Source organism: Shewanella sp. SW1 (assembly GCF_025653545.1).
Taxonomy (GTDB): domain Bacteria; phylum Pseudomonadota; class Gammaproteobacteria; order Enterobacterales; family Shewanellaceae; genus Shewanella; species Shewanella oncorhynchi.
On record NZ_JAKKSG010000004.1, the window covers coordinates 112,738 to 132,844 of the forward strand.

General features: G+C 45.8%; 20 protein-coding genes. 8 read left to right on the forward strand and 12 right to left on the reverse strand.

Annotation, left to right across the window (positions count from 1 at the left end; translation table 11 throughout):
• The first annotated feature begins 70 nt into the window (after window positions 1–70).
• Window positions 71–973, forward strand: coding sequence for an alpha/beta hydrolase family protein (locus L5M71_RS05115; protein ID WP_263206458.1), 903 nt, complete (start codon window positions 71–73; stop codon window positions 971–973).
• Between the two features lie 35 nt (window positions 974–1,008).
• Here the strand turns inward: L5M71_RS05115 and L5M71_RS05120 are convergent, their stop codons facing one another.
• Entirely contained in the window at window positions 1,009–1,815 is an 807-nt protein-coding gene (locus tag L5M71_RS05120) for a crotonase/enoyl-CoA hydratase family protein (protein ID WP_263206459.1), read from the reverse strand.
• 562 nt (window positions 1,816–2,377) lie between these two features.
• On the opposite strand from L5M71_RS05120, the gene L5M71_RS05125 reads away from it, so the two are divergent.
• Both L5M71_RS05125 and L5M71_RS05130 read left to right on the forward strand, forming a co-directional pair.
• A complete protein-coding gene (locus tag L5M71_RS05125; RefSeq protein WP_028759518.1) occupies window positions 2,378–3,373 on the forward strand; it encodes a response regulator in 996 nt (331 codons plus the stop codon).
• An 18-nt stretch (window positions 3,374–3,391) separates the two neighbouring features.
• Complete coding sequence (locus L5M71_RS05130) at window positions 3,392–4,366, forward strand: sensor domain-containing diguanylate cyclase (RefSeq protein ID WP_263206461.1); 975 nt, start codon at window positions 3,392–3,394, stop codon at window positions 4,364–4,366.
• 82 nt (window positions 4,367–4,448) lie between these two features.
• On the opposite strand, the gene rraB is transcribed toward L5M71_RS05130, so the two are convergent.
• From rraB to L5M71_RS05160, 6 genes are all read right to left on the reverse strand, one after another.
• Complete coding sequence (gene rraB / locus L5M71_RS05135) at window positions 4,449–4,856, reverse strand: ribonuclease E inhibitor RraB (RefSeq protein ID WP_113939164.1); 408 nt, start codon at window positions 4,854–4,856, stop codon at window positions 4,449–4,451.
• A 306-nt stretch (window positions 4,857–5,162) separates the two neighbouring features.
• Window positions 5,163–5,906: a 1-acylglycerol-3-phosphate O-acyltransferase gene (locus tag L5M71_RS05140; protein ID WP_105250295.1), complete on the reverse strand. Its 744-nt coding sequence runs from the start codon at window positions 5,904–5,906 to the stop codon at window positions 5,163–5,165.
• Between the two features lie 162 nt (window positions 5,907–6,068).
• Window positions 6,069–6,869 (reverse strand): metal ABC transporter permease, encoded by an 801-nt coding sequence (locus L5M71_RS05145; protein WP_263206464.1) that lies wholly within the window; start codon window positions 6,867–6,869, stop codon window positions 6,069–6,071.
• Window positions 6,870–6,873: 4 nt separating this feature from the next.
• On the reverse strand, window positions 6,874–7,782 hold the full coding sequence (locus L5M71_RS05150; protein ID WP_173913152.1) for a metal ABC transporter solute-binding protein, Zn/Mn family: 909 nt from the start codon (window positions 7,780–7,782) through the stop codon (window positions 6,874–6,876).
• Window positions 7,766–8,950 carry a hypothetical protein gene (locus L5M71_RS05155; RefSeq protein WP_263206466.1) on the reverse strand — a complete coding sequence of 395 codons (1,185 nt, stop codon included), beginning with the start codon at window positions 8,948–8,950 and terminating at the stop codon, window positions 7,766–7,768. Before L5M71_RS05155 ends, L5M71_RS05150 begins: the two co-directional genes overlap by 17 nt.
• An 81-nt stretch (window positions 8,951–9,031) precedes the next feature.
• Window positions 9,032–9,322 (reverse strand): ABC-type zinc uptake system zinc chaperone, encoded by a 291-nt coding sequence (locus tag L5M71_RS05160; protein ID WP_168827349.1) that lies wholly within the window; start codon window positions 9,320–9,322, stop codon window positions 9,032–9,034.
• A 288-nt stretch (window positions 9,323–9,610) separates the two neighbouring features.
• Between L5M71_RS05160 and L5M71_RS05165 the strand changes: the two genes are divergently transcribed.
• Window positions 9,611–9,736: a hypothetical protein gene (locus L5M71_RS05165; RefSeq protein ID WP_105250299.1), complete on the forward strand. Its 126-nt coding sequence runs from the start codon at window positions 9,611–9,613 to the stop codon at window positions 9,734–9,736.
• A gap of 146 nt (window positions 9,737–9,882) precedes the next feature.
• Here the strand turns inward: L5M71_RS05165 and L5M71_RS05170 are convergent, their stop codons facing one another.
• Complete coding sequence (locus L5M71_RS05170; protein ID WP_113939169.1) at window positions 9,883–10,212, reverse strand: hypothetical protein; 330 nt, start codon at window positions 10,210–10,212, stop codon at window positions 9,883–9,885.
• Between the two features lie 233 nt (window positions 10,213–10,445).
• On the opposite strand from L5M71_RS05170, the gene L5M71_RS05175 reads away from it, so the two are divergent.
• Window positions 10,446–12,104, forward strand: a complete 1,659-nt coding sequence (locus L5M71_RS05175) for a mechanosensitive ion channel family protein (RefSeq protein ID WP_263206468.1) — start codon at window positions 10,446–10,448, stop codon at window positions 12,102–12,104.
• 84 nt (window positions 12,105–12,188) lie between these two features.
• On the opposite strand, the gene L5M71_RS05180 is transcribed toward L5M71_RS05175, so the two are convergent.
• Together L5M71_RS05180 and L5M71_RS05185 are read right to left on the reverse strand one after the other, a co-directional pair.
• Window positions 12,189–13,901: a formate--tetrahydrofolate ligase gene (locus L5M71_RS05180; RefSeq protein WP_263206469.1), complete on the reverse strand. Its 1,713-nt coding sequence runs from the start codon at window positions 13,899–13,901 to the stop codon at window positions 12,189–12,191.
• 343 nt (window positions 13,902–14,244) lie between these two features.
• Entirely contained in the window at window positions 14,245–15,075 is an 831-nt protein-coding gene (locus tag L5M71_RS05185; protein ID WP_263206575.1) for a MaoC/PaaZ C-terminal domain-containing protein, read from the reverse strand.
• Between the two features lie 415 nt (window positions 15,076–15,490).
• Between L5M71_RS05185 and L5M71_RS05190 the strand changes: the two genes are divergently transcribed.
• Window positions 15,491–16,264, forward strand: coding sequence for a methyltransferase domain-containing protein (locus L5M71_RS05190; RefSeq protein WP_263206470.1), 774 nt, complete (start codon window positions 15,491–15,493; stop codon window positions 16,262–16,264).
• A gap of 33 nt (window positions 16,265–16,297) precedes the next feature.
• Here L5M71_RS05190 and L5M71_RS05195 read toward each other — a convergent pair whose 3' ends face one another.
• A complete protein-coding gene (locus L5M71_RS05195) occupies window positions 16,298–17,200 on the reverse strand; it encodes a TraB/GumN family protein (RefSeq protein ID WP_263163662.1) in 903 nt (300 codons plus the stop codon).
• 48 nt (window positions 17,201–17,248) lie between these two features.
• On the opposite strand from L5M71_RS05195, the gene L5M71_RS05200 reads away from it, so the two are divergent.
• Together L5M71_RS05200 and L5M71_RS05205 are read left to right on the forward strand one after the other, a co-directional pair.
• Window positions 17,249–17,557 (forward strand): prephenate dehydrogenase, encoded by a 309-nt coding sequence (locus L5M71_RS05200; protein ID WP_105250305.1) that lies wholly within the window; start codon window positions 17,249–17,251, stop codon window positions 17,555–17,557.
• 165 nt (window positions 17,558–17,722) lie between these two features.
• Window positions 17,723–19,480: a GGDEF domain-containing protein gene (locus L5M71_RS05205; protein ID WP_263182568.1), complete on the forward strand. Its 1,758-nt coding sequence runs from the start codon at window positions 17,723–17,725 to the stop codon at window positions 19,478–19,480.
• Between the two features lie 43 nt (window positions 19,481–19,523).
• On the opposite strand, the gene L5M71_RS05210 is transcribed toward L5M71_RS05205, so the two are convergent.
• Window positions 19,524–20,048 (reverse strand): DUF3016 domain-containing protein, encoded by a 525-nt coding sequence (locus tag L5M71_RS05210; RefSeq protein ID WP_113939176.1) that lies wholly within the window; start codon window positions 20,046–20,048, stop codon window positions 19,524–19,526.
• Between the last annotated feature and the right edge of the window lie 59 nt (window positions 20,049–20,107).

The window sequence follows — 20,107 nt, forward strand, 5'->3', positions numbered from 1 at the left end:
TTTGGTAATTGTTCAGGTTATACTCAAACACTGATGAATTTATGAGACTACACAGGTGGTTATCAATTCTATGCCGCGCATTCTTTCACTCCTCTTTTGCCTCATTCTCGGCATCACAACCATCGCTACCCACGCGGCAGACACGACAACAACTCCACCAACATCTACGCCAGCCGAAATCAGTGCCAAAAAGTCGAATCACAGCTATCTACCCACAAATGAAATTAAACAAATCACGATTGATAATCAGCCCTACGATTTGTTAGTGCGACCATGGGAAGGTAAAAAGAAACTTGGTGCGGCGATAATCCTGCCCGCCACCAATGGTACCGCAGACGCGCCAGGATTGATGGCGTTTGTACGCCGCAATATCAATCCTGCCGGTTGGGCCAGCTTAAGTTTAACTCCGCCAACTGAAATGCCCGCAGCTAACTTTGCCACCGCCGCCACTGAAGTGACCTCGCCTGGCGCCGCGCAATTAAGCTCACCGTCCAACAAACCAAGCCCTAAAATCAAGCCCGAAGATAACAGCAAGCACCAGCAAGAGCAGGAAGATTTTCTCGTCAAAAGCATGTCGCAGTTAGATGCCATCGGTGCTGATTATGCGGGAAAACGTATTTTGATCACCGCAGACCAAAGTGCAGGATTATTGATTAGCCTATTAAGCCAGAACAAGATTGCCGATCCTGATGTGCTGATTGTCATCAATCCCTATCGTGAGGACGAACAGCGTAATCAAGCACTCGCGGAGCAACTGGCAAAACTTACGCTGCCCATTTTAGATATTCAATCACCAGACGGTCACCCAGCCTCATTAGAAACAGCCGACAATCGCAAAAAACTCGCGGTGACCTTAGAAAGCCCTAACTATCGCCAAACTACCCTAGCGCTCAATTTAGATAACGAGAGCGCATGGCAGAATTGCTTAAATGCGATTAAAGGCTTTTCTGCCCGAATGAGCGGCGCGCAGTAAAAACGGCGATTCAAGCTAATTCAGACAAAATAGCATTACCAACCCGATTGGCGATCCCGATAGGGTTTCTGCGGATCTGTCAGCTGACGCGTCGCCGCTATCTTGCTATTTTTGCCTAACAATAACCGAATCTGACTAATAGACTCGCGGCACAGCAGACTACGGATAGAAGCAGTCCAACTGCGATTAATGCTAAGTTTGATGGCCGCTGCCGCATCCGGTGAGGTTTGCATCAGTTGCCGCGCCAATTGCTCTGCGGCTTCCATGGGCGTCTCACTCACTTGTGTCACGAGTCCTAAGGCCAGCGCTTCATTACTCTCAAGCACTTTTGCCGTCAGGCTAAGTAACATGGCTTGATCCTTAGGCATAATTTGCCTTAATGCGACTAAACCCGCCATATCTGGCACGAGTCCCCATTTCGCTTCCATGATAGATAACTTACTGTCGTGGCTAGCAATACGCACATCTGCGCCTAAAGCGATCTGCATACCGCCGCCATAGCAACAGCCCTCAAGCACCGCAATCACTGGCACAGGCAAGGTTTGCCAACCTAGTGACACCCGCTGTGCTAAATTCGCATTCCCCGGTAAACCCTTAAACAGTAACTTAACTGCCTGCATCGGTGCCGACATCACGCTTTTGACATCAAGCCCAGAGCTAAAATGCCCACCCGCTCCCGAGAGGATCACGGCTCGCACCGCACGATTGGATTTAATACTTTTAATCGCGCAGTCAAGCTCACTAAACATTAAATAGTTAATAGCATTCATTTTTTCAGGACGATTAAGCAACACATAGGCGATGCCATCATCGATTTTAACTTGTACACTTTGGCCACTCATGAAATATTCCGTTACTGGTCAGTCCAGAATAAATGTTAACACGTTTGGCATAATTCACTAAAAGATATAACATGAGCCTGTTTTTTGACTTGAGTCAAAATATTGCCAATTCCATCATGGATTGAAGGCAACTTATGTTAGGCTGTCATCACTACGTGCAGTAATCCTAATGTATTTTTCGATTAGATAGCCTTAGCAAGCTCAATAATTAAGCGTATTTAACCGCTAGCTATTTAACTGCTAATAATCGACACCAGTATCGCAATGCTACCTACTGCGAAGGATGATTGGGCAGCAATATATGGATTCTATAGTCCTTTTTTAGTCACTATATCCTTGTTATTTACTCAACATTAGCTAGTTCGATTTAAGATTCTGCATGATTTGATTCAACAATGATTCAAATTTTAATGCCATCAGAAAATATAAATTTATCAATGATATCTATAAGTTACATATAAAAGATATTAATCAGACTTGCCCGAAGAACGCAATTCGTCAGTCAGACCTAAAAAATAAGTGTTATCTTCAATAAATGGGCAAATAAGGATCACTAGTCAGCATGTCAATATCTGTACTCATCTGTGACGATTCCGCCATGGCACGTAAGCAAATGGCCCGCACACTCCCCAAAGAGTGGGATGTGGAAATAACTTATGCGACCAATGGTGCCGAAGGCCTTGATGCCATCCGCGCTGGAAAAGGCGAAGTGGTGTTTCTCGATCTCAACATGCCTGTAATGGACGGTTATGAAGTACTGCAAACCGTGCAGCAACAGGACTTACCCGCGCTGATTATTGTGGTATCCGGCGATATTCAAATCAAAGCTCACGAGCGGGTTAAAGCCTTGGGTGCGTTAGATTTTATTCAAAAACCGGTGAGCGCCGATGCCATCAGCAACATTTTGCAAGATTACGGCATCTTAACGCTGACGCAGAAAGATCTCACCGACGAAGTCCCGATGATCAAAGTCGACATGCGCGACGCTTGCCAAGAAATAGCCAACGTTGCCATGGGACGCGCCGCCGATCTGTTAGCTAAATTACTCGATGTATTCGTGTTACTACCTATCCCTAATGTGAACGTGCTTGAAGTCAGTGAGTTAACCATGGCGCTCAAAGCCACGGAAGAAAGCTCAACGGTATCCGCGCTCTGCCAAGGTTTTATCGGTGCAGGTATTGCGGGAGAGGCCCTGCTTTTGTTCCATGATTCCAGCTTTAAAGACATGGCCAAGCTGATGGGATTAGCTAATCCAGAAGACAAAAATACTGAGATAGAAGTCCTAATTGATACTGGAAACGTACTGATAGGCGCTTTCCTTAACGGCATTTCTGAACAGCTCGACATGAAATTTAGTCAGGCTCACCCTGTCGTGCTGGGACGGCACTGCACGGTTAACGATCTGATCCATGATAATTCAGAGAAATGGCACCGAACTTTGGCAATGGAGATCAACTATCGGATTGAAGATCATAATATTCAATGCGATTTGCTACTGCTCTTCACCGAGGATTCTATCCCCACACTTAGCTATAAACTCGGCTATTTACTCGATTAACCAGTTGGATTTTATCCTATGTCAAATGACCAAAGCGCAATGAACGAACTACACTGGCTCATCGATATGGTACAAACCATAGAGGTGGGATTAGTGGTATTAGATCGCCATTACAATATCCAGCTGTGGAACGGTTTTATGGAGAATCACAGCGGTGTTTCCCCTAATTCGATCAAAGGTCAAAACCTGTTTACCCGCTTCCCCGATCTGCCTGCCACTTGGTTAAAGCAGAAAATGGAATCGGTTTTCATGCTTAAAAACCGTGCTTTTATCAGCTGGGAACAACGTCCGTACGTTTTCCAATTTAAAAACTATCGCCCGATTACAGGCCGTGCAGACTATATGTACCAGAACGTGACCCTGCTGCCGCTGGCATCGCTCACGGGACAAGTGACCCATATCAGTGTGATTATTTATGACGTGACAGATATCGCCATCAACAAATTGCAACTTAAAGCTGCCAACGAGCAACTCGAACGCCTTAGCCAAACCGATGGTCTAACTCAGCTGCATAACCGTCGCCATTGGCAAGAATGTTTAGACCACGAGTACGACTTGTATGCCCGCTACTCAGGTATGGCAAGTTTAGTCATGATAGATATCGATAACTTTAAACATATCAACGACAACTATGGTCATGTAGCGGGTGATAAAGTCATTCAGCATATCGCCCACTTACTCAGCCAATCCTTACGTGATACCGACTGTGCAGGGCGTTATGGCGGCGAAGAATTTGCGGTTGTATTGCCTAAAACCAGCGGCGCAGATGCGATGAACTTTACCGAGCGACTCAGGGAGAAAATTGCTGCATCCGTCATAGTGTATGAAAGCCTTAAGATTACTGTGACTGTGAGTTTAGGTGTGTGCGAAATTGGCTCCCATATCACCAGCAGCTCTAGCTGGATCTCCTGCTCCGATAAAGCCCTGTACGAAGCGAAACAAAAAGGCCGTAACTGCAGTGTTTTACATACGAGTAAAACAAGTAAATCCTAAGTATACCCAATAAAAATGCCCATCAATGATGGGCATTTTTATTTAAAACAAGTGAAGATTAAACTCGAGATCCGCCAACGAATTAATGAGGAAAACCATCATCTTCTTCGTCTTCATCTTCTTCGTCATCCATTTCATCGCCGACGAAATAGGTACCCCAACCGTCATATTCCACTTTTTGCTTTACCGCTAATTGCAGCAATTGCTCGGCCGCTTTGTCCAGTAATTCAACATCCAGTTTGTGGTGTGCGACAGCATCGAAACAGAAGATTATTGAACCATCCTCCAGTTCCATTTCTTCGGCATCATTCACCTCAAAACCTAATTTGAAGGCATCCACAGCCGCTTTTTCAAGACGATCGAAATTGGTCGATGAAAAGTGATGCTCAATAACATATTCCGCATCAGGCTCTGAGCCATCGTCAAGCAGGGCTTGCACTATGTCACGATTCTCTGCAAGTTGGGCTTTTAACTGACTTTCAATAGACATGGATTTGTCTCCGTTAAGGTAAATCTGGCTCAAATTGGCATTATACCCAAACAACCTGAAGATGCAGGATTCAGCGGGAATTTAACGCACTTTAGGCAAGGCGGTTATTTGCAGACCTAGCGGGCTAAGTTAAAAATAACCAACTCAGCATAAAGTGCTTTAAAACCCGCCGGGACGGAGCGCCTAGGGCACTCCATTTCCGTGTTGCATCAATTCAAAAGGTGACCGACATTCTTTCATTGATGCGCCTTGAATTGAAGCACCCTAGGCGCTCTGAAACTCGTATCTTCAGGTAGCTTGGGTATATTATACGTCATCACTCGCGAGAGTTTTACCCATAAGTGCTGCCGCTTCTTGATTTATCTCAGCAAATCTCGCCGACATGCTGGCATGAATTTGCGCAGAGAAGTTTTTCACATCGGCTTTATCTAAACCTGCGGTCGGCACAGGTGCCATCATATCGATGATGACGACACCATTATTCCAGCGATTTAACTTAATATGGCTCTGACACGAAGCAACCACTGGCACCACTGGCACTCCCGCCGCGATTGCAGTATGGAAAGCTCCCGCTTTAAAAGGTAACAGACCACGACCACGCGAACGTGTACCTTCAGGAAAAATCCATACGGATAGATTCTTCTGCTTAATTTTTTCAACCGTTTTAGCCATAGTATCAAAGGCACTGTGACGGTTTTTACGGTCGATAAGAATATTACCTGACAACCAATAGATTTGACCGAATAGCGGCATCCACGCCAAACTCTTCTTGCCTAAACTCACTGTACCTTTAGGAACTGCTGTCGTGTGAGTAAAGAGATCAAAGTTATTCTGATGATTTGCTAAGAAAATATACGGGCCGTCCTGCACATCTTCGTGCCGGCGAACAATCACTTTAATCCCAAGGATTGGCGCAACCGATGAGAAGATCTTGGCGAACATATGTACATTGTCGCGATGGCGAGGCCTTAATAAACACACTAAGCCACCAAAAATAAAGGCAAGCAACAAGGATACCGCCAACAACATTGATCTGACGATTAAAAGCACGATTTACTCCGACTGTAAAAGTGGCGACAGTATAGCCACCATGGCTTTGGGACTCAATATATTGTTTACATCTGTAAGCTGACTTGCTAACAAACAAGCAAAAAAAGCCCATTGATATACTGAACCTCCAGTGTATCGATGGGCTTTAAGATTAATATCGAACTAAGCGTGGTGCTTGGGTAGGTTTTCAGACTCAGTTGCCTGAGGTGAGACTTTACTTAACACAAAGCGGATCACTAAGGCACTCACGGCCAAAGTCGCGACAATTGCCGCACCACTAGGGAGGTCTAAGGTCGCCGACAGAACTAAGCCCAAAACATAGCCCAGTAAACCGACGAGGTAAGCGTAAAATAGCCGACCTTTACCACGGTACTTGTTCAACGCTAAAGCTGGCAATATCAAGGTACTGAACACCAGATAAACGCCTACTAATTCAACCGATAAGGTAATCACTAGCGCAAATAGCAGATAAAATCCTGCCCCGTCCAACATCTGGGGGCGCAGGAATATCGCTAATAACACCAGTGAATACACTACGGCCGGCAAAATCAGTTGTGACCAACTTACCCACAGGATCTGACCTGACATCAATTGCTTTAACAACTCGGCGCCATGTGGGTCGTTTGCCAGCAACAGCATTGCGGCCACCGCAGACAAGACGTAAAAGCAGCCAATCATAGCCTCCAACTCACCCGCCATACGCTTAGCTAACCAAGCGATAAACCCTGCACCCGCAAGGGCAAACAGCGCTGGCATCCACACATTAGCAAACGGCATATCTTCTAATCTGTGGTCCATGTGAGCGACAATCGCGCCTAAAGCGGCAACTTGCGCTATCGCTAAATCAATAAAAATGATGCCACGCTTAAGCACTTGTCTCCCAAGTACAATATGCGTCGACAACACTAAGATCCCCGCTGCCAATGCAGGTAACAGAATCGACATCAGCTCAAGATCAAACATAGGTTTATTTCACTCCATTTAAGAGGGAAATCACGCTGTCATACAGGCTAAATAAATCTTGGCTCTTATCATTACCACCCACAGACATAGGCAGCATTACCACGGGCAAGTTCGCTTTTTCACCCAGCCATTTTGCACCGCGTTCATCCTGATAAGATGCCACAACTACGGCCAGAATATCCCCCTGCTCGGCGCGCGTCAGCAGACTCGCTAAGTGGCCGCTAGTGGGAGCTAAACCCGGTTTTGGCTCTAAATCTGCCACTTGCTCGATACCAATCCAGTTGAATAAGTATCTGAAGCTTGAGTGGTAAGCGATCACTTTTTTACCTTGTAATCCCTTAGCTTGCGCTTCCCAACGCGGGACTGCGGCTTGCCAGCGAGTGGTAAAATCTGCCAGTGACTGTTGATAATCTGCCGCACCAGCAGGATCTAACTGAGTCAGCTTAGCACTCAATGCCGTGGCGACTTTTAACAGTCGCGTCGGGTCAAAATGAATATGTGGATTACCTTGAGCATGCACATCCCCCATGCTGCGATCGACACTGGCCAGTTTATCTAAGGTCTCGATTTGATCGGCAGCGAAAAATAAGCCTTGCTCGGTCGAGCGCACTTTTGCGTTTGCCGACTTCATCTGAAGCATAGGCAACCAACCCACTTCAAGATCGGCACCTGCGCACACCACAAGATCCGCCTGACGCATTTTAGCGATCAAACTCGGACGCGCCTGCACTTGGTGAGGGTCTTGTAATGCCGTCGTTGCCGAATAGATGCTAGCCGTTGGAGCAAGCTCCTTGGTCAATGCCGCGTATTCAGGTTCACAGGCAAACACATTCAGCTCGGCATGGGCCAAACCAGTATAAGTGACAGATAAGGCCACAGCGGCCAATTTAGCTAAATTAGAATTGATGCGCACCGTGAGCCCCCAGAGACATAATATATTGAATAGTGAAGATGTTATCGTCTTCTATTCCGTCGAAGTTAGTACCCTTTTGATTGGTATACTGGAAACGAACCGTCGAGAAGTGGCTAGAATGCCAAGCCAAACTCACCTCAGATTCCTTCAACTTTTGCCCATGAAAATGATCGCCATGGAGCTCTTGGGTATCAGCTTCACCATAACGCACCCCCGCTGACCAGCTCGGCGTGAATTGGTACACACTGCTCAGATACCAACCTTGGTGGTAATCTTGGCTCGGTGCATCCTCAGGATGTAAATCGATAGGTGTAAAATCGCTCACGCGATAGTACTCACCGCTCACAGTGAGATTTTGATATTTGTAGTTACCGTTAGGCGCCCACTTATAAACAAAATCAGCACCATAGGTATTTTTACCTGTGTAAGATGCGGCATGGCTATGACCTTCGTGCTCATCACCATGGGCATGCTCATCTTCATGTTCCCCTTCTTCATGGGCAATCACTTGGCCATTTTCGTTGCGCAAGTAACTCAACCCCGCTTGCCATGAGCTGTTATCGCCTATGTCGCCACCAATTTTTGAGTACAAGGTATAAACGCCGACCTTCTTAAACTCACGCTCACCATGCTCATCGGCAGCACGTAAACTATCGCCTTTAAAGGCTTCAACACCCATGGTCCAATACAAGTCCGTCGGCGCTACGTAGTTAAAACGTATACCGTCATCAAAATAATGTCCCCCTAAGAATGCACGGTAAACCACAGGACGGTCGGTGAAGGAATCAGTATGTAAATGTTGGTTATTGAGGTAACCAATGTCCGATAAGAAACGGCCACCACGGATAGAAAACCCCGCTGGCATCGCCATGGTTTGAATAAAGGCTTCTTCCAGATTCAGTTCAGTCTCACCGTCATGCATTTCAACTACTGCGGTGATTTTACCGTAAAACATATCATCGATATTGGCACTCATCGCCAGTTCAGTTTCACCTAAACCAAAGCCATCTGGACTCTCGGCTAATGGGCGCTCTCCCGTCTGATAATATCCATTTAGCACACCACTGATATTAGGGTTGGTCAAGCTCGAGTCTTCTGCAAATAAGCTAGGCGAAACGAGCGCACACGCCAAAGCCACCAAAGAAATTCGGGTATTTAAAACAGTCATGATATCTCCAAAATACAACTAGCACTCGACGACTGATATAAAGTCATCAAGAAATACAATAAGTTAAAATTTTAAGTTGATTTAGAGAGCGAAGGGAGGCGCACGACTGCGATAAACACTGACATGTTCAAAAATAGAGGAAGGTAAAATAAATTCGACCACATCGAAATGCTGTATAGCTAAATTCAGCGTCAGCGGATGGGTCAATAAAATCTTGTTGAGTTGGTGCTGATGGAAGCACAGAGTACAGTGAGTCTTAGCGCCATCATCAAGATGGGTCACACTATGGGCTGAGGCAGCAAGAGACAGCAATATCAGTACGGCAGCAAGCCATATCGAAATTGTGCGTCTAATGTGACTTTTAAGTCTCACTCAGTCGTCCCCATAGTTAAAAAGTTGCATAAGTCTATGTCAGTGCCATAGCAAGTTGCAATAAGGTAATCGCTTTGCAAAAGGTTACAAGATATTTGAGGTACCCAGTCTTACCAATAACTTCTTGTTTCAATAGCGGTAGGATCTTGCCAGGACACAGGTAAAAAAACGCATTTAAGATTAGCTTAAGTGAGTGTAACTATAGTGTATTTAGTTTTTATGTCTGCGAGCACAATGACGAAATCAAGCTCGATATGGCTCCGTTTTATCCACCTAAAGGCAACTATTATGCTAGCATTTTTTCGTGAAAACTTAGGGCTTATCTTAGGGATAGTCATCTTCAGCGCGGTGATATTTGGTGGTATTTATTACGTTGAGCACTCCTTAACGAGTCAAGAACAGGTCGTGCAGTAAACAAAGACTCATTAACCGCGGCTGCAGTTCGCCCCTTAAACCTTCTTAGTTGCATTTTGAGCGTCTACTAAAGGCGCTCAAATTATGTTCGTCTCTGGAAAATTGTACCGCTGATTTTCCGATCCATGACGAATCCACTTATTAGCCTAACGATACTTCTGTCTTTGATCGCTATCATCGACTTGCTCGGGCGCTTCAATGGTGATGACTTGATCCATAAAATGGCTCACAAACAACAACATCAACGAAAAAATCATTACAGGGATCGCAAAATACCGCACAGAGGCATCAAAGTAACTGTATCCCGCCGTAAACACACTCAAATAAAATCCTAATAACTTGAGTTTAGCCAATGTTGGACTGCGGCCTAACCAAGCCGCACAATGGGGGCAACGCACTTGAGCGTCGAAACCTTTGCCTCTTTGCTGGCTAATGTCACTGACCTTGATGTACTGATTACAATGGGAACACAACATGAAAACACGATTCCTAAATAACGATGCGCAAGTTTACCAGATACCGACTAGAGTTCGGCCTGTAAATACCCAAAATGTCGGAAAAAGCAGATAAAGCACCGCACTCAAGGTTAAGCTCAAATCAACCCTTCCCAAAAAGTTTAATTCCAAGGGCTATTTTACTCGCAGATATTTTACAGTAGATCCGGCAACATCTATCATACTCAGACATATTTCTACTTAAGATCACTCCTATGCACCGCTACCTCGCTCTCGTGTTTGCCCTGCTAATACCACTACTCAGCCTTTCATCCCAAGCGCAAACTGAACCTGTCGCTGCAACCGAAAGCCCATCCAGCACTCCTGTAACGCTCAAGACAGAACTGGTAATGCTGCAACAGGCTATCGATACGGATATACGTAAACTAAAAAATGCCAAAGGCGAATTGAAGACAATTGTTGAATATCGAATTCAAAACAAAACCTTACAGTTACGTAATAAGATTAAAGATCTGCTCGAAGCAACGCCAATCGACAAAACTTTTCTGCAGCCATTAATCCAAGGACAACTTAACTACATCCAACAAATTGATGCTTATATCGATGACAACATTAGTAAATTGGAACAGCAATTAGGTTCAAGCACAGATGATGCGACTCTGCTGGAAATATCAAAGCGCGAATTAGAAAAAGACACCTATTACAAGCAACAACTCGAGACGCTCACTTGGCTCGAACAAGTTGGCCAAGATATTAGCGAAGCACAAAAATCACTGATGCAAATTTTAGTAGCTCGTGCCGATACGCTAGAAAGTTTAGTGACTTATACCCAGCAGCAACTACAAGCAGCAATCGATACCGCAACCAATGCAGGTAAAGATGTCACTTCGGCGCAAACCAGCCACGTAATGATGCTAAAGGAACGCTTAGCACAAAATAGTCAGAGCTTAAATATCGACATCAGCCTACTCGACGCCTTAGGCCATGATACCTCCGCGCTGAAAAAGACACTCTTTAGTGTTTCAGGTGATATAACTCAAGATGTGTTGAACTTTGATGTGGCATCAAGTCTCGTTGAGCAGTGGCTAAATACGGCACAAGAACAAGCGATTAATCACGGCCCAACCGTCGTGTTTAAGTTATTTGTTTTCTGTTTGATCTTGTTTATTGCGGGTCTCGCCGGCAAGTTAGCCAAACAGATAGTGAAAAATACTGTTAGCAATTCTAAGTTGAATTTAAGTAAGTTATTACAAGACTTCTTCACCTCGCTATCAGGTAAAGTCGTCTTTACTATCGGGCTGTTAATCGCCCTTTCACAGCTTGGGATCGAACTTGGTCCCTTGCTCGCAGGCTTTGGTATCGCGGGTGTTATTATTGGTTTTGCCCTGCAAGATACCCTGTCGAATTTTGCCTCAGGCATGATGATCTTAATTTATCGTCCCTATGATGTGGGCGATTTGATCAACGCCGCTGGCGTCACCGGACGCGTCAGTCACATGAGCCTTGTCTCCACCACGATTAAAACCATGGATAACCAACGTCTTATTATTCCTAATAATAAGATTTGGGGTGACACAATTAACAACATCACAGCTGAGCATCAACGTCGAGTCGATATGACCTTTGGGATCAGTTATAGCGACAGCATCGAACAGGCTGAAGCGATTCTCAAGTCCATCGTCAAAGCGCATCCTAAGGTACAACCATTGCCAGAACCGACGATTAAACTACATCTATTGAGCGAATCTTCGGTCGACTTTATCGTTCGCCCTTGGGCAAAACCGGAAGATTACTGGGAAGTGTATTGGGACATTACCCGCGAAGTGAAAATGCGCTTTGACGCCGAAGGGATCAGTATTCCCTTCCCACAGCGTGATGTACATATCTATCAAACCACGAAATCACCGCTTTAAACCAGCGTTAAACGAGAGAATAAGGGCGTTGCAATGAGCTCGCCCTTATTTTTATCTCTTCCCTATCAATCTCTGCATCAAGTGTTAGCCTAAGCCGACTATCTCACCTTGCGCATCAATATCAATTTTTAAGTAACCCGGTTTCAGCCCAAGTCCTGGCATAGTCATCACATTCCCCACCAAGGCGGTGATAAACCCCGCACCAGCATGCAAGACTAAACCCCGCACTGGGATCTCAAAGTTCTGAGGAACGCCCTTTAAGCTAGGATCGTGACTAATTGATAACGGCGTTTTGGCCATACACAGGGGCAAATGTCCATAACCTAATACGGTCAGCTGCTGCGCCTGTTGTTTGGCCTCGATAGAAAGGCTAACACCAGCTGCGCCATACCCCACCTCGGCTAAGGTCGATAACTTAGCCTCCAATGAGGCTTCATCTGAATATAACAGCTTGAACTGACTCTCGGTTTCAGCGGCGCGAACCACAGTCTGCGCTAAGGCGATAGCGCCCGCCTCCCCTTGGCTAAAAGCATCGCTGACCTCACAGCCAAAGGCGCTGCTCGCGTTGACGGCTTCAGTTAGCCATTGCAACTCGGCATCAGTATCAGTGGCGAAACGGTTAATGGCAACCACCACAGGAATACCATAGCGAGCCACATTATTGATATGCCAGTTTAAATTTGCAAAGCCCGCTTCAAGTCGAGCCTGATCTGGTAGATTGATATCTGACTCAGACACTAAACCACTATTGGCCTTCAGTGCTTTTAAGGTAGTGACCAGCACAGCGGCAGCGGGCACCTGACCCGATTGACGTACCTTGATATTACAGAACTTTTCAAAGCCCATATCTGAGCCAAAACCAGCTTCAGTCACCACAAAATCCGCCAATCGGAGGGCGATATCATCAGCAATAATGGATGAATTACCGTGGGCAATATTGGCAAAGGGTCCCGCATGGATCAGGCAAGGTGAACCATTTAAGGTCTGCATTAACGTCGGCTTTATCGCATCCACCATGATGGCCGTCATCGCACCAGCGACACCTAAGTCTTCGGCTGTGATCACTTGCCCTTGGGTATTTAAGGCCAGCACTAAACGACCGATCCGCGCCCGCATATCCGCCAAATCATGGCTTAAGGCTAAAATCGCCATCAACTCAGAGGCGGCGGTAATATCAAAACTGGATTCGTACTCTGGGCCGTTATTATCACCTAAGCCCACATGAATTTGTCTAAGGCAGCGATCATTATGATCGACTACTCGGTGCCAACGGATCTCACTGGGATCGATATCCAAAAACGCTTGCCCAGATTGCGCCTCAAATTCCGCCTTACCTAAGCGCGCTTCATGAAATAGCCGCGCCGCAATCGCCGCAGCCCCTAAATTGTGGGCACTGCTGACGGCATGAATATCACCCGTGAGATGCAAATTCATCTCCTGCATGGGTACCACTTGCGCATAACCGCCACCCGCAGCGCCACCTTTCACCCCAAATACAGGCCCCATGCTAGGCTGGCGAATACAGGCACAGGCTTTTTTGCCTATGGCATTTAACGATTGCGTTAAGCCAATGCTAGTCACCGTTTTACCTTCACCGTGGGGCGTAGGCGTGACTGCGGTGACGATAATCAATTTGCCTTTGCGCTGCCCAGCCAAACGCTGCAATACACTGAGCTCGACCTTGGCTTTAGTGTGACCAAATTGCATCATCTCTTCGGGTAATAGACCTAAGTCGGCGCCCAGTTCATTAATGTCTTTTAGGCTAGCGCAATTCGAAATATCCATATCTGTCAGCATGCGTCGGTTTCTCCCTTTCAGATACGCTCTGGTTTAGTATGAGAGTTCAACTAACAACACTCATTGAATAGGGCGGATATTAGGCGATTGGCTTAAAGTTATATAGCCATCGAAAGGGTTAATGAGCAATTCCTTAATCTGCATCAAATAATCGGCCCTGCATCCGAGCGGATAAAGAGTGCCGTTGCCTCAAATGAGATCAAGCTCGACGCCAGCAATGGTTCAGTATCTGGTAGGCATCTATGGGTCACAGCGTACCTTGATTTTTGTTTCTCAAAAGCAACAGCCATAAACAACAACGGCGCCAGAAGGCGCCGTGGTTGTATGTATTATTGAGTGCGGCTTAAAACTGCACATCGCCACTTAAATGAGGTCGACGGCCTTTGCTGTCACGTAATTCAAATACCATATTATTAGCATTCTGCTCATAACCAAATCCAACATCGGCAGGCATCAAAAGTGGCAGTTTAAAGGTCACATCCACAGTGAATGGACGATCGCCAATACTTGGCATCAACTCTGCTAAACAACGGGCCTTAGACCACATGCCATGGGCGAGCACTCGATCAAAGCCAAAACGCTTTGAAAGCACTGGATGCAGATGGATCAAGTTATAGTCGCCAGATGCCTTAGCATAACGACGACCTAAATCTTCACTCAAACTCCAGCTTTGTGGTGTTTCCCATGCCATATCAATGGCTTTAGGTGGACGAACGCGACGTCCAGCAACATCGATACGATATAAATAGGTGGATAGTGATTCCCAGACGAGTTCTTCACCGACAAACGCCTTAGACACAAATTCAAACTCTAAGCCAGAATCCGTCTCGCGGCTCGTGGTCAAAGCGCACTCAAGGGAGAAAGTCTCGTCAACCGTCACAGGCCGATACACTTGAATACGATTCTTAAGGTGGATCATGCCAAGCAGTGGGAAAGTGATCCCATCGTGGGTAAAGATCACCGCATGCAGGCGAAATGCCATCACGTAGAGATAGGTTGGCGGTAGAACTTTACCGTCAAATTGAAAACCACACACCTGCGCATATTGGCTTACTTTAGCTTCAGACACAGTCACATGCGGCGCGGTCACCTTGATGTGGGGCAACGGCTGTTGATCCCAACCAGGCTTACGGCCAAAGAAGATCTTGCGATAAAGAGAAAACAGCGACGGCATCGCGTTCAATTCAACACAATATGCATTATTCAAGTCTGAGTACCTTTTAATTAACTATCCCTTGGCACAAAAATACATTGCCATAAATTACCCCGCACAGACGAGTAACGTCTGATCAATCAAGCTGATAACGAGTGTAAAACAGGCAGTGCTGCGTCTTAATAAGGGCTGATGCTGACTCTCCGAATGGACAACTATAGAGTCAGGTTTGGCGAAAACGGCGTGATTATAACCCAGAGCACAGAGTTCTGTGTATCCCTAAGTTTAGTAGGAATAATTACCACTAATAAAATCAATGCATTAAAAATTAACGATGCAAATTTATCCATCTCAACTCGGCAATAACATCTCCAGAGTGCGAAAAATTTACGACTGTGCCACACTATCGTTCCACTCTCTTTAACCTAGTTATCACGTGCAAGATAAGAATTTTGACAAGCTCGCGCAAAAATTTGCGAAAAACATCTATGGTACGCCCAAGGGCGAAATACGTGCTGCAGTGCTATGGCGCGACCTCGTCCCCGCGCTGGCAAAACTGGGGGATAAAAAACTCAGAGTATTAGATGCGGGCGGTGGTTTTGGTTATTTTAGCCAAAGATTAGCGCGCCTCGGCCACGAAGTTGTACTCTGCGATATCTCTGCTGAGATGCTGGCTCAAGCCAAAGAACAAATTGATGCCTCACCAGAACCATTAGCTATCCAGCTTATCCATGCGCCTATCCAAGCATTATCGGTCAATAACCATGGCTATTTCGATATCATACTGTGTCATGCGGTCGTTGAATGGTTAACGGATGCTAAGCCCACTGTAGCGGGTTTACTTACTATGCTAAAACCCGGCGGATTATTCTCTTTGATGTTTTACAACAAAGAAGCCATGCGCTTTCATGCTTTAGTGTCGGGCAATTTCGATTACGTCGCCGCTGATTTAAAAGTGAAGAAGAAAGTGCGACTAACTCCCACTCATCCGCTTTATATTCAAGAAGTTAAAGATTGGTTTAGCGAGTGGCGAATGTCGCTCATCAGCCAGTCTGGCGTGCGTGTAATCCACGACTATTTGAAAAAGAGTCAGCCCGCGGATTTCGACTATCACAAGCTGCTACAAATGGAGCTGGAGTACTCGCAACGCGAACCCTATATTTCCCTCGGCCGATATGTGCACTTTTTAGGGCAAAGCTCTGCAGTGTGAGCGCGCGTCGTTACAAACGCGCTGCCTAAACGATTACTGACAAGTCTGTTTCCAGCAGGCGCTAACTTTGGCGCCTGCTTGTTCTAGCAATTGCACCACGCTTTTATCCCCCACCACATGGCCAGCGCCAACCACCACAAACAAAGGTGAAGTCACGTCAGTCGAGCCCATTAATTTTATAATGCCATCGGCCATCACATGGTTTCGCTGCCAGAGGATTTTCTCTAGCATTTTAGTGTCGCCCTCGCCGCCCATTTGCTCCTGCATTATGGAATCAAGCTCAGTTTCATTACCTGAACGCCAAGCCGTTATTAACGATAAAAGCTCCGCATCCGATGCGCTAATCGCCTCACGCACCATAGACCACTGCTCTTGACTATTAAAAGACGCTAACAATTGAAATTGTGACTCGGCGGTTTCCAACGGATACACAGGCAAAGTCGCATATCGAGCCATCAACTGCATATCAACGCCATAATCCGTGCTGTAACCTAAGTCGTTATAACGCAATAAGTTAACTTGAGTAGCCTGCAGCCAAGGTGCGAAAGATTGAATCGACTGGCAAACATTTGCCGTGGCCGCGCAATAGGGCGTCATGCTCTCGACCGTTTGCTTATCTCGGCTCTGCCAATCTAAACCCTTAGTTTTATCGGCGCGGCCGTATTGTTGCAGTAAAGCGGTGCTATCGACTTTATTGATATCGACTTCTACGACTAAGCCCTTAGCTTTACCCAACGCGGTTTCAATTTGGGTGGGTAAAGGATAAAAGTCGGCACGTCCAATATGAATCGAACCCAGCAAATACGCGCTCTTGCCTTGCCATTGCACTTGATAAAATGGTGGTTTATCGGTTTCTGCACCCACCACTTTTGCGCTCAAACCCGCTAACGCCATAAAACAGATTGATGCAATTAGTCGCCATTGGCTTGTTGCCATATCCTTTGCCCCTTATAATTCCTGCAAATTTTGCAATGAGACGCTGTTATGCCACATACCAAGGTTATAGAGCAACTGAAAGAAAATCTTCAAATCGCCTATCGCCAAGCCATAGACGCCGACGCTAAGTTAGATGAGCTAAAGAAAGCTGGCCATGGAAACTTCACCAGCATATTCACGGCAGAACAAGGTTTTATCGCTTCGAGTAATCGCTTTCTGCCCTATGTGCAAGAGTTGGTCGATGACTTAACTCGCATGGAAGAACATCAAACGCTCGATCCTAAAGAACTCGAAACCTATGTGCGTCAGTTAGGCGCATTACTGCAAACGTTGCAGGCCTTTAAGAAGCAAAGCTAAACCGAGATTAGGAGCTGGAACTCACCTTAGATTTCAGCTCTTTCCATGGCATATCCAATCAAGCCCACCAACACAGATAGATAGCACTAAGCTTCCCCAAAACTGTCATCATTTTGTCATTTCTAAGTCATAGACTCCGCTCACATAGACGAAGGGGCTGACGTAATGACAAGTTTAGATCTGGCTAAAGAGCTCGATAAAATAATCTCTAAAGCTGCAATCAGTCCCTTATTTCAGCCAATTTTCAATATATTAGAACATAAAATTCATGGTTTTGAGGCGTTAAGCCGTGGCCCTGAACACAGCCCGTTATACTCCCCAGTCCCGCTATTTCAGACCGCCGAACATCAAGGTAAATTAAGCGAGCTAGAAACCCTTTGTCGCCGTATTTCACTCGAGCAATTTAAGTTGCGCCAGTTTCAAGGCAAGCTGTTTATCAATATCTCGCCCAAGGCATTATTAGATCCCGCCCACCCTAAGGGCATGACCTTACAACTGCTGCAACAACTCGGCATAGCGCCATCACAGGTTGTGATTGAACTGTCAGAGCAATATCCCGCCGATGATATCGATTTACTCAAATCCTGCTTGAATCACTATCGTAGCCAAGGTTTTTTAACGGCGATCGATGACTTAGGTGCAGGTTATTCGGGTCTGAGACTCTGGTCAGAATTGTCACCTGACTATGTCAAAATCGACCGTCACTTTATCCATCAGATTGATTCGACTCCCGTCAAACAGGAATTTGTCCGCTCGATTGTGGAGTTATGCCAAAGTTTAACCTGCAAAGTGATAGCCGAAGGAATTGAAACGCAAGAGGAATTAGCCGTACTCAAACAACTGGGTATCGTCTATTGCCAAGGCTACTTACTCGGTCGTCCAGAAGTGCTCCCCTGCCGCGCGATGAAAGCGACCTTAGTGCCAAGCAATACTCAAATTCAACCTAGATACAGCGAATCGGCCGAGAGCCTGTGCACGAGCGCCATAACCGTAGTGCCTACACTTAAACTCAAATTTTTAAGTGACACCTTTATCTCGCAACCTGCATTACAGGCGGTTGTAGTGGTCGATAACCAGTTGCCACTCGGTATTATCAGCCGCGCGACCTTACTTGAACTCTTCAGCACACCCTATGGTCGCGCCTTACATGAAAATCATGCTGTGAGTGAAGTGATGGACCCGCAAGTCATCCAGATTGAGGCCAACGAACCATTATCCATCGTAAGTCAATTACTGACCTCAGAGAGTGCTAATACGGTAGCGCAACAGTTCATTATCCTTCGCCGTGGTAAACTACTCGGCATAGGCCATACCAAGGATCTGCTACAAAGGATCACAGAGCACAGAATTAAGATGGCGCGCCATGCAAATCCTCTTACAGACTTGCCGGGTAATGTGCCCATTCAAGAGGAATTAAAACGCCTTAAGATCCAAAAGAAACATTTTTATCTAGCCTATTTTGATCTGTGTAACTTTAAGCCCTATAACGATATTTATGGATTTTGCCGTGGCGATGAAGTGATTTGTGAAGTGGCGAATCTGTTACTGAAGTATAAAAGCGACAATTGCTTTGTTGGCCATGTCGGCGGCGATGACTTTGTCATTATCAGCACCTGTGAGCATATGATCAGCCGTTGCCAGCGAATTCTAGCGGATTTTGAAACCCATAAGCATTTATTTTATAGCGCAGATCACTGGCTGGCCCAGGAAATGCTCGCCGACGATAGAAAAGGTGAAGCCTGTTACCATCAATTGATCAGTCTATGTGTAGGCATTTTACCACCCGCACTCACCTTTAACGCCCATGAACACAGTCTATCGACCTTAAGCGCTAGGGCAAAAAAACAGGCAAAATCCGCAAATAACGGATTTTACCTGTTAGAAAATCATCTGATTATCGACACTCAGGCACTAACGGCATAGCTAAACAGCTTAAATCCTCAGCATTACCGCCCGATATGAGTCATTAAAGTTGTGGTGCAATCGTCTTCTTTAACCACTCGGTTAACATTTTGGTTTCATACATAAAAGGTTTATCATTTAAAGATTGGATCCCACCCATAAACCCCATATCCGACAGTTTTTCATCGCCCGCGATAATCACTTTATCGTTTTCCATGACTTGATAAGAAAAAGTCATACGTGGCGGATAAATGTCTTTGATAATGCGTAAATCATTGGCGGTCGCACCAAATGTTGGACGCATATCACCCGCAAGATCAACATCGGTAATGGTCATTTCAAGCTTTTGATTTGGTTTTAAAATCTTCGCGGCTTCTTTATTGATGTTTTCAGTTAAGGTCTCAAATAAGCGCTTCTCATAACGGGATTGGAGCTCCCCTGATGATTTTATATCGCGATAATCTTTAGGACTTTGCCAAACAATTTTAACCACACCATCTTCGGTGACGGGATCCACAGGCGCTTCATCGGCCGCCCAAGCCGCACTGCAACTTAATACACCTGCGAGTAAAAGGGACTGAATTTTCATGTTTGCCTCCAAGGCCTAGATAACTTTCTTGAGAACTACAGTACAAAATCTAACCTGAA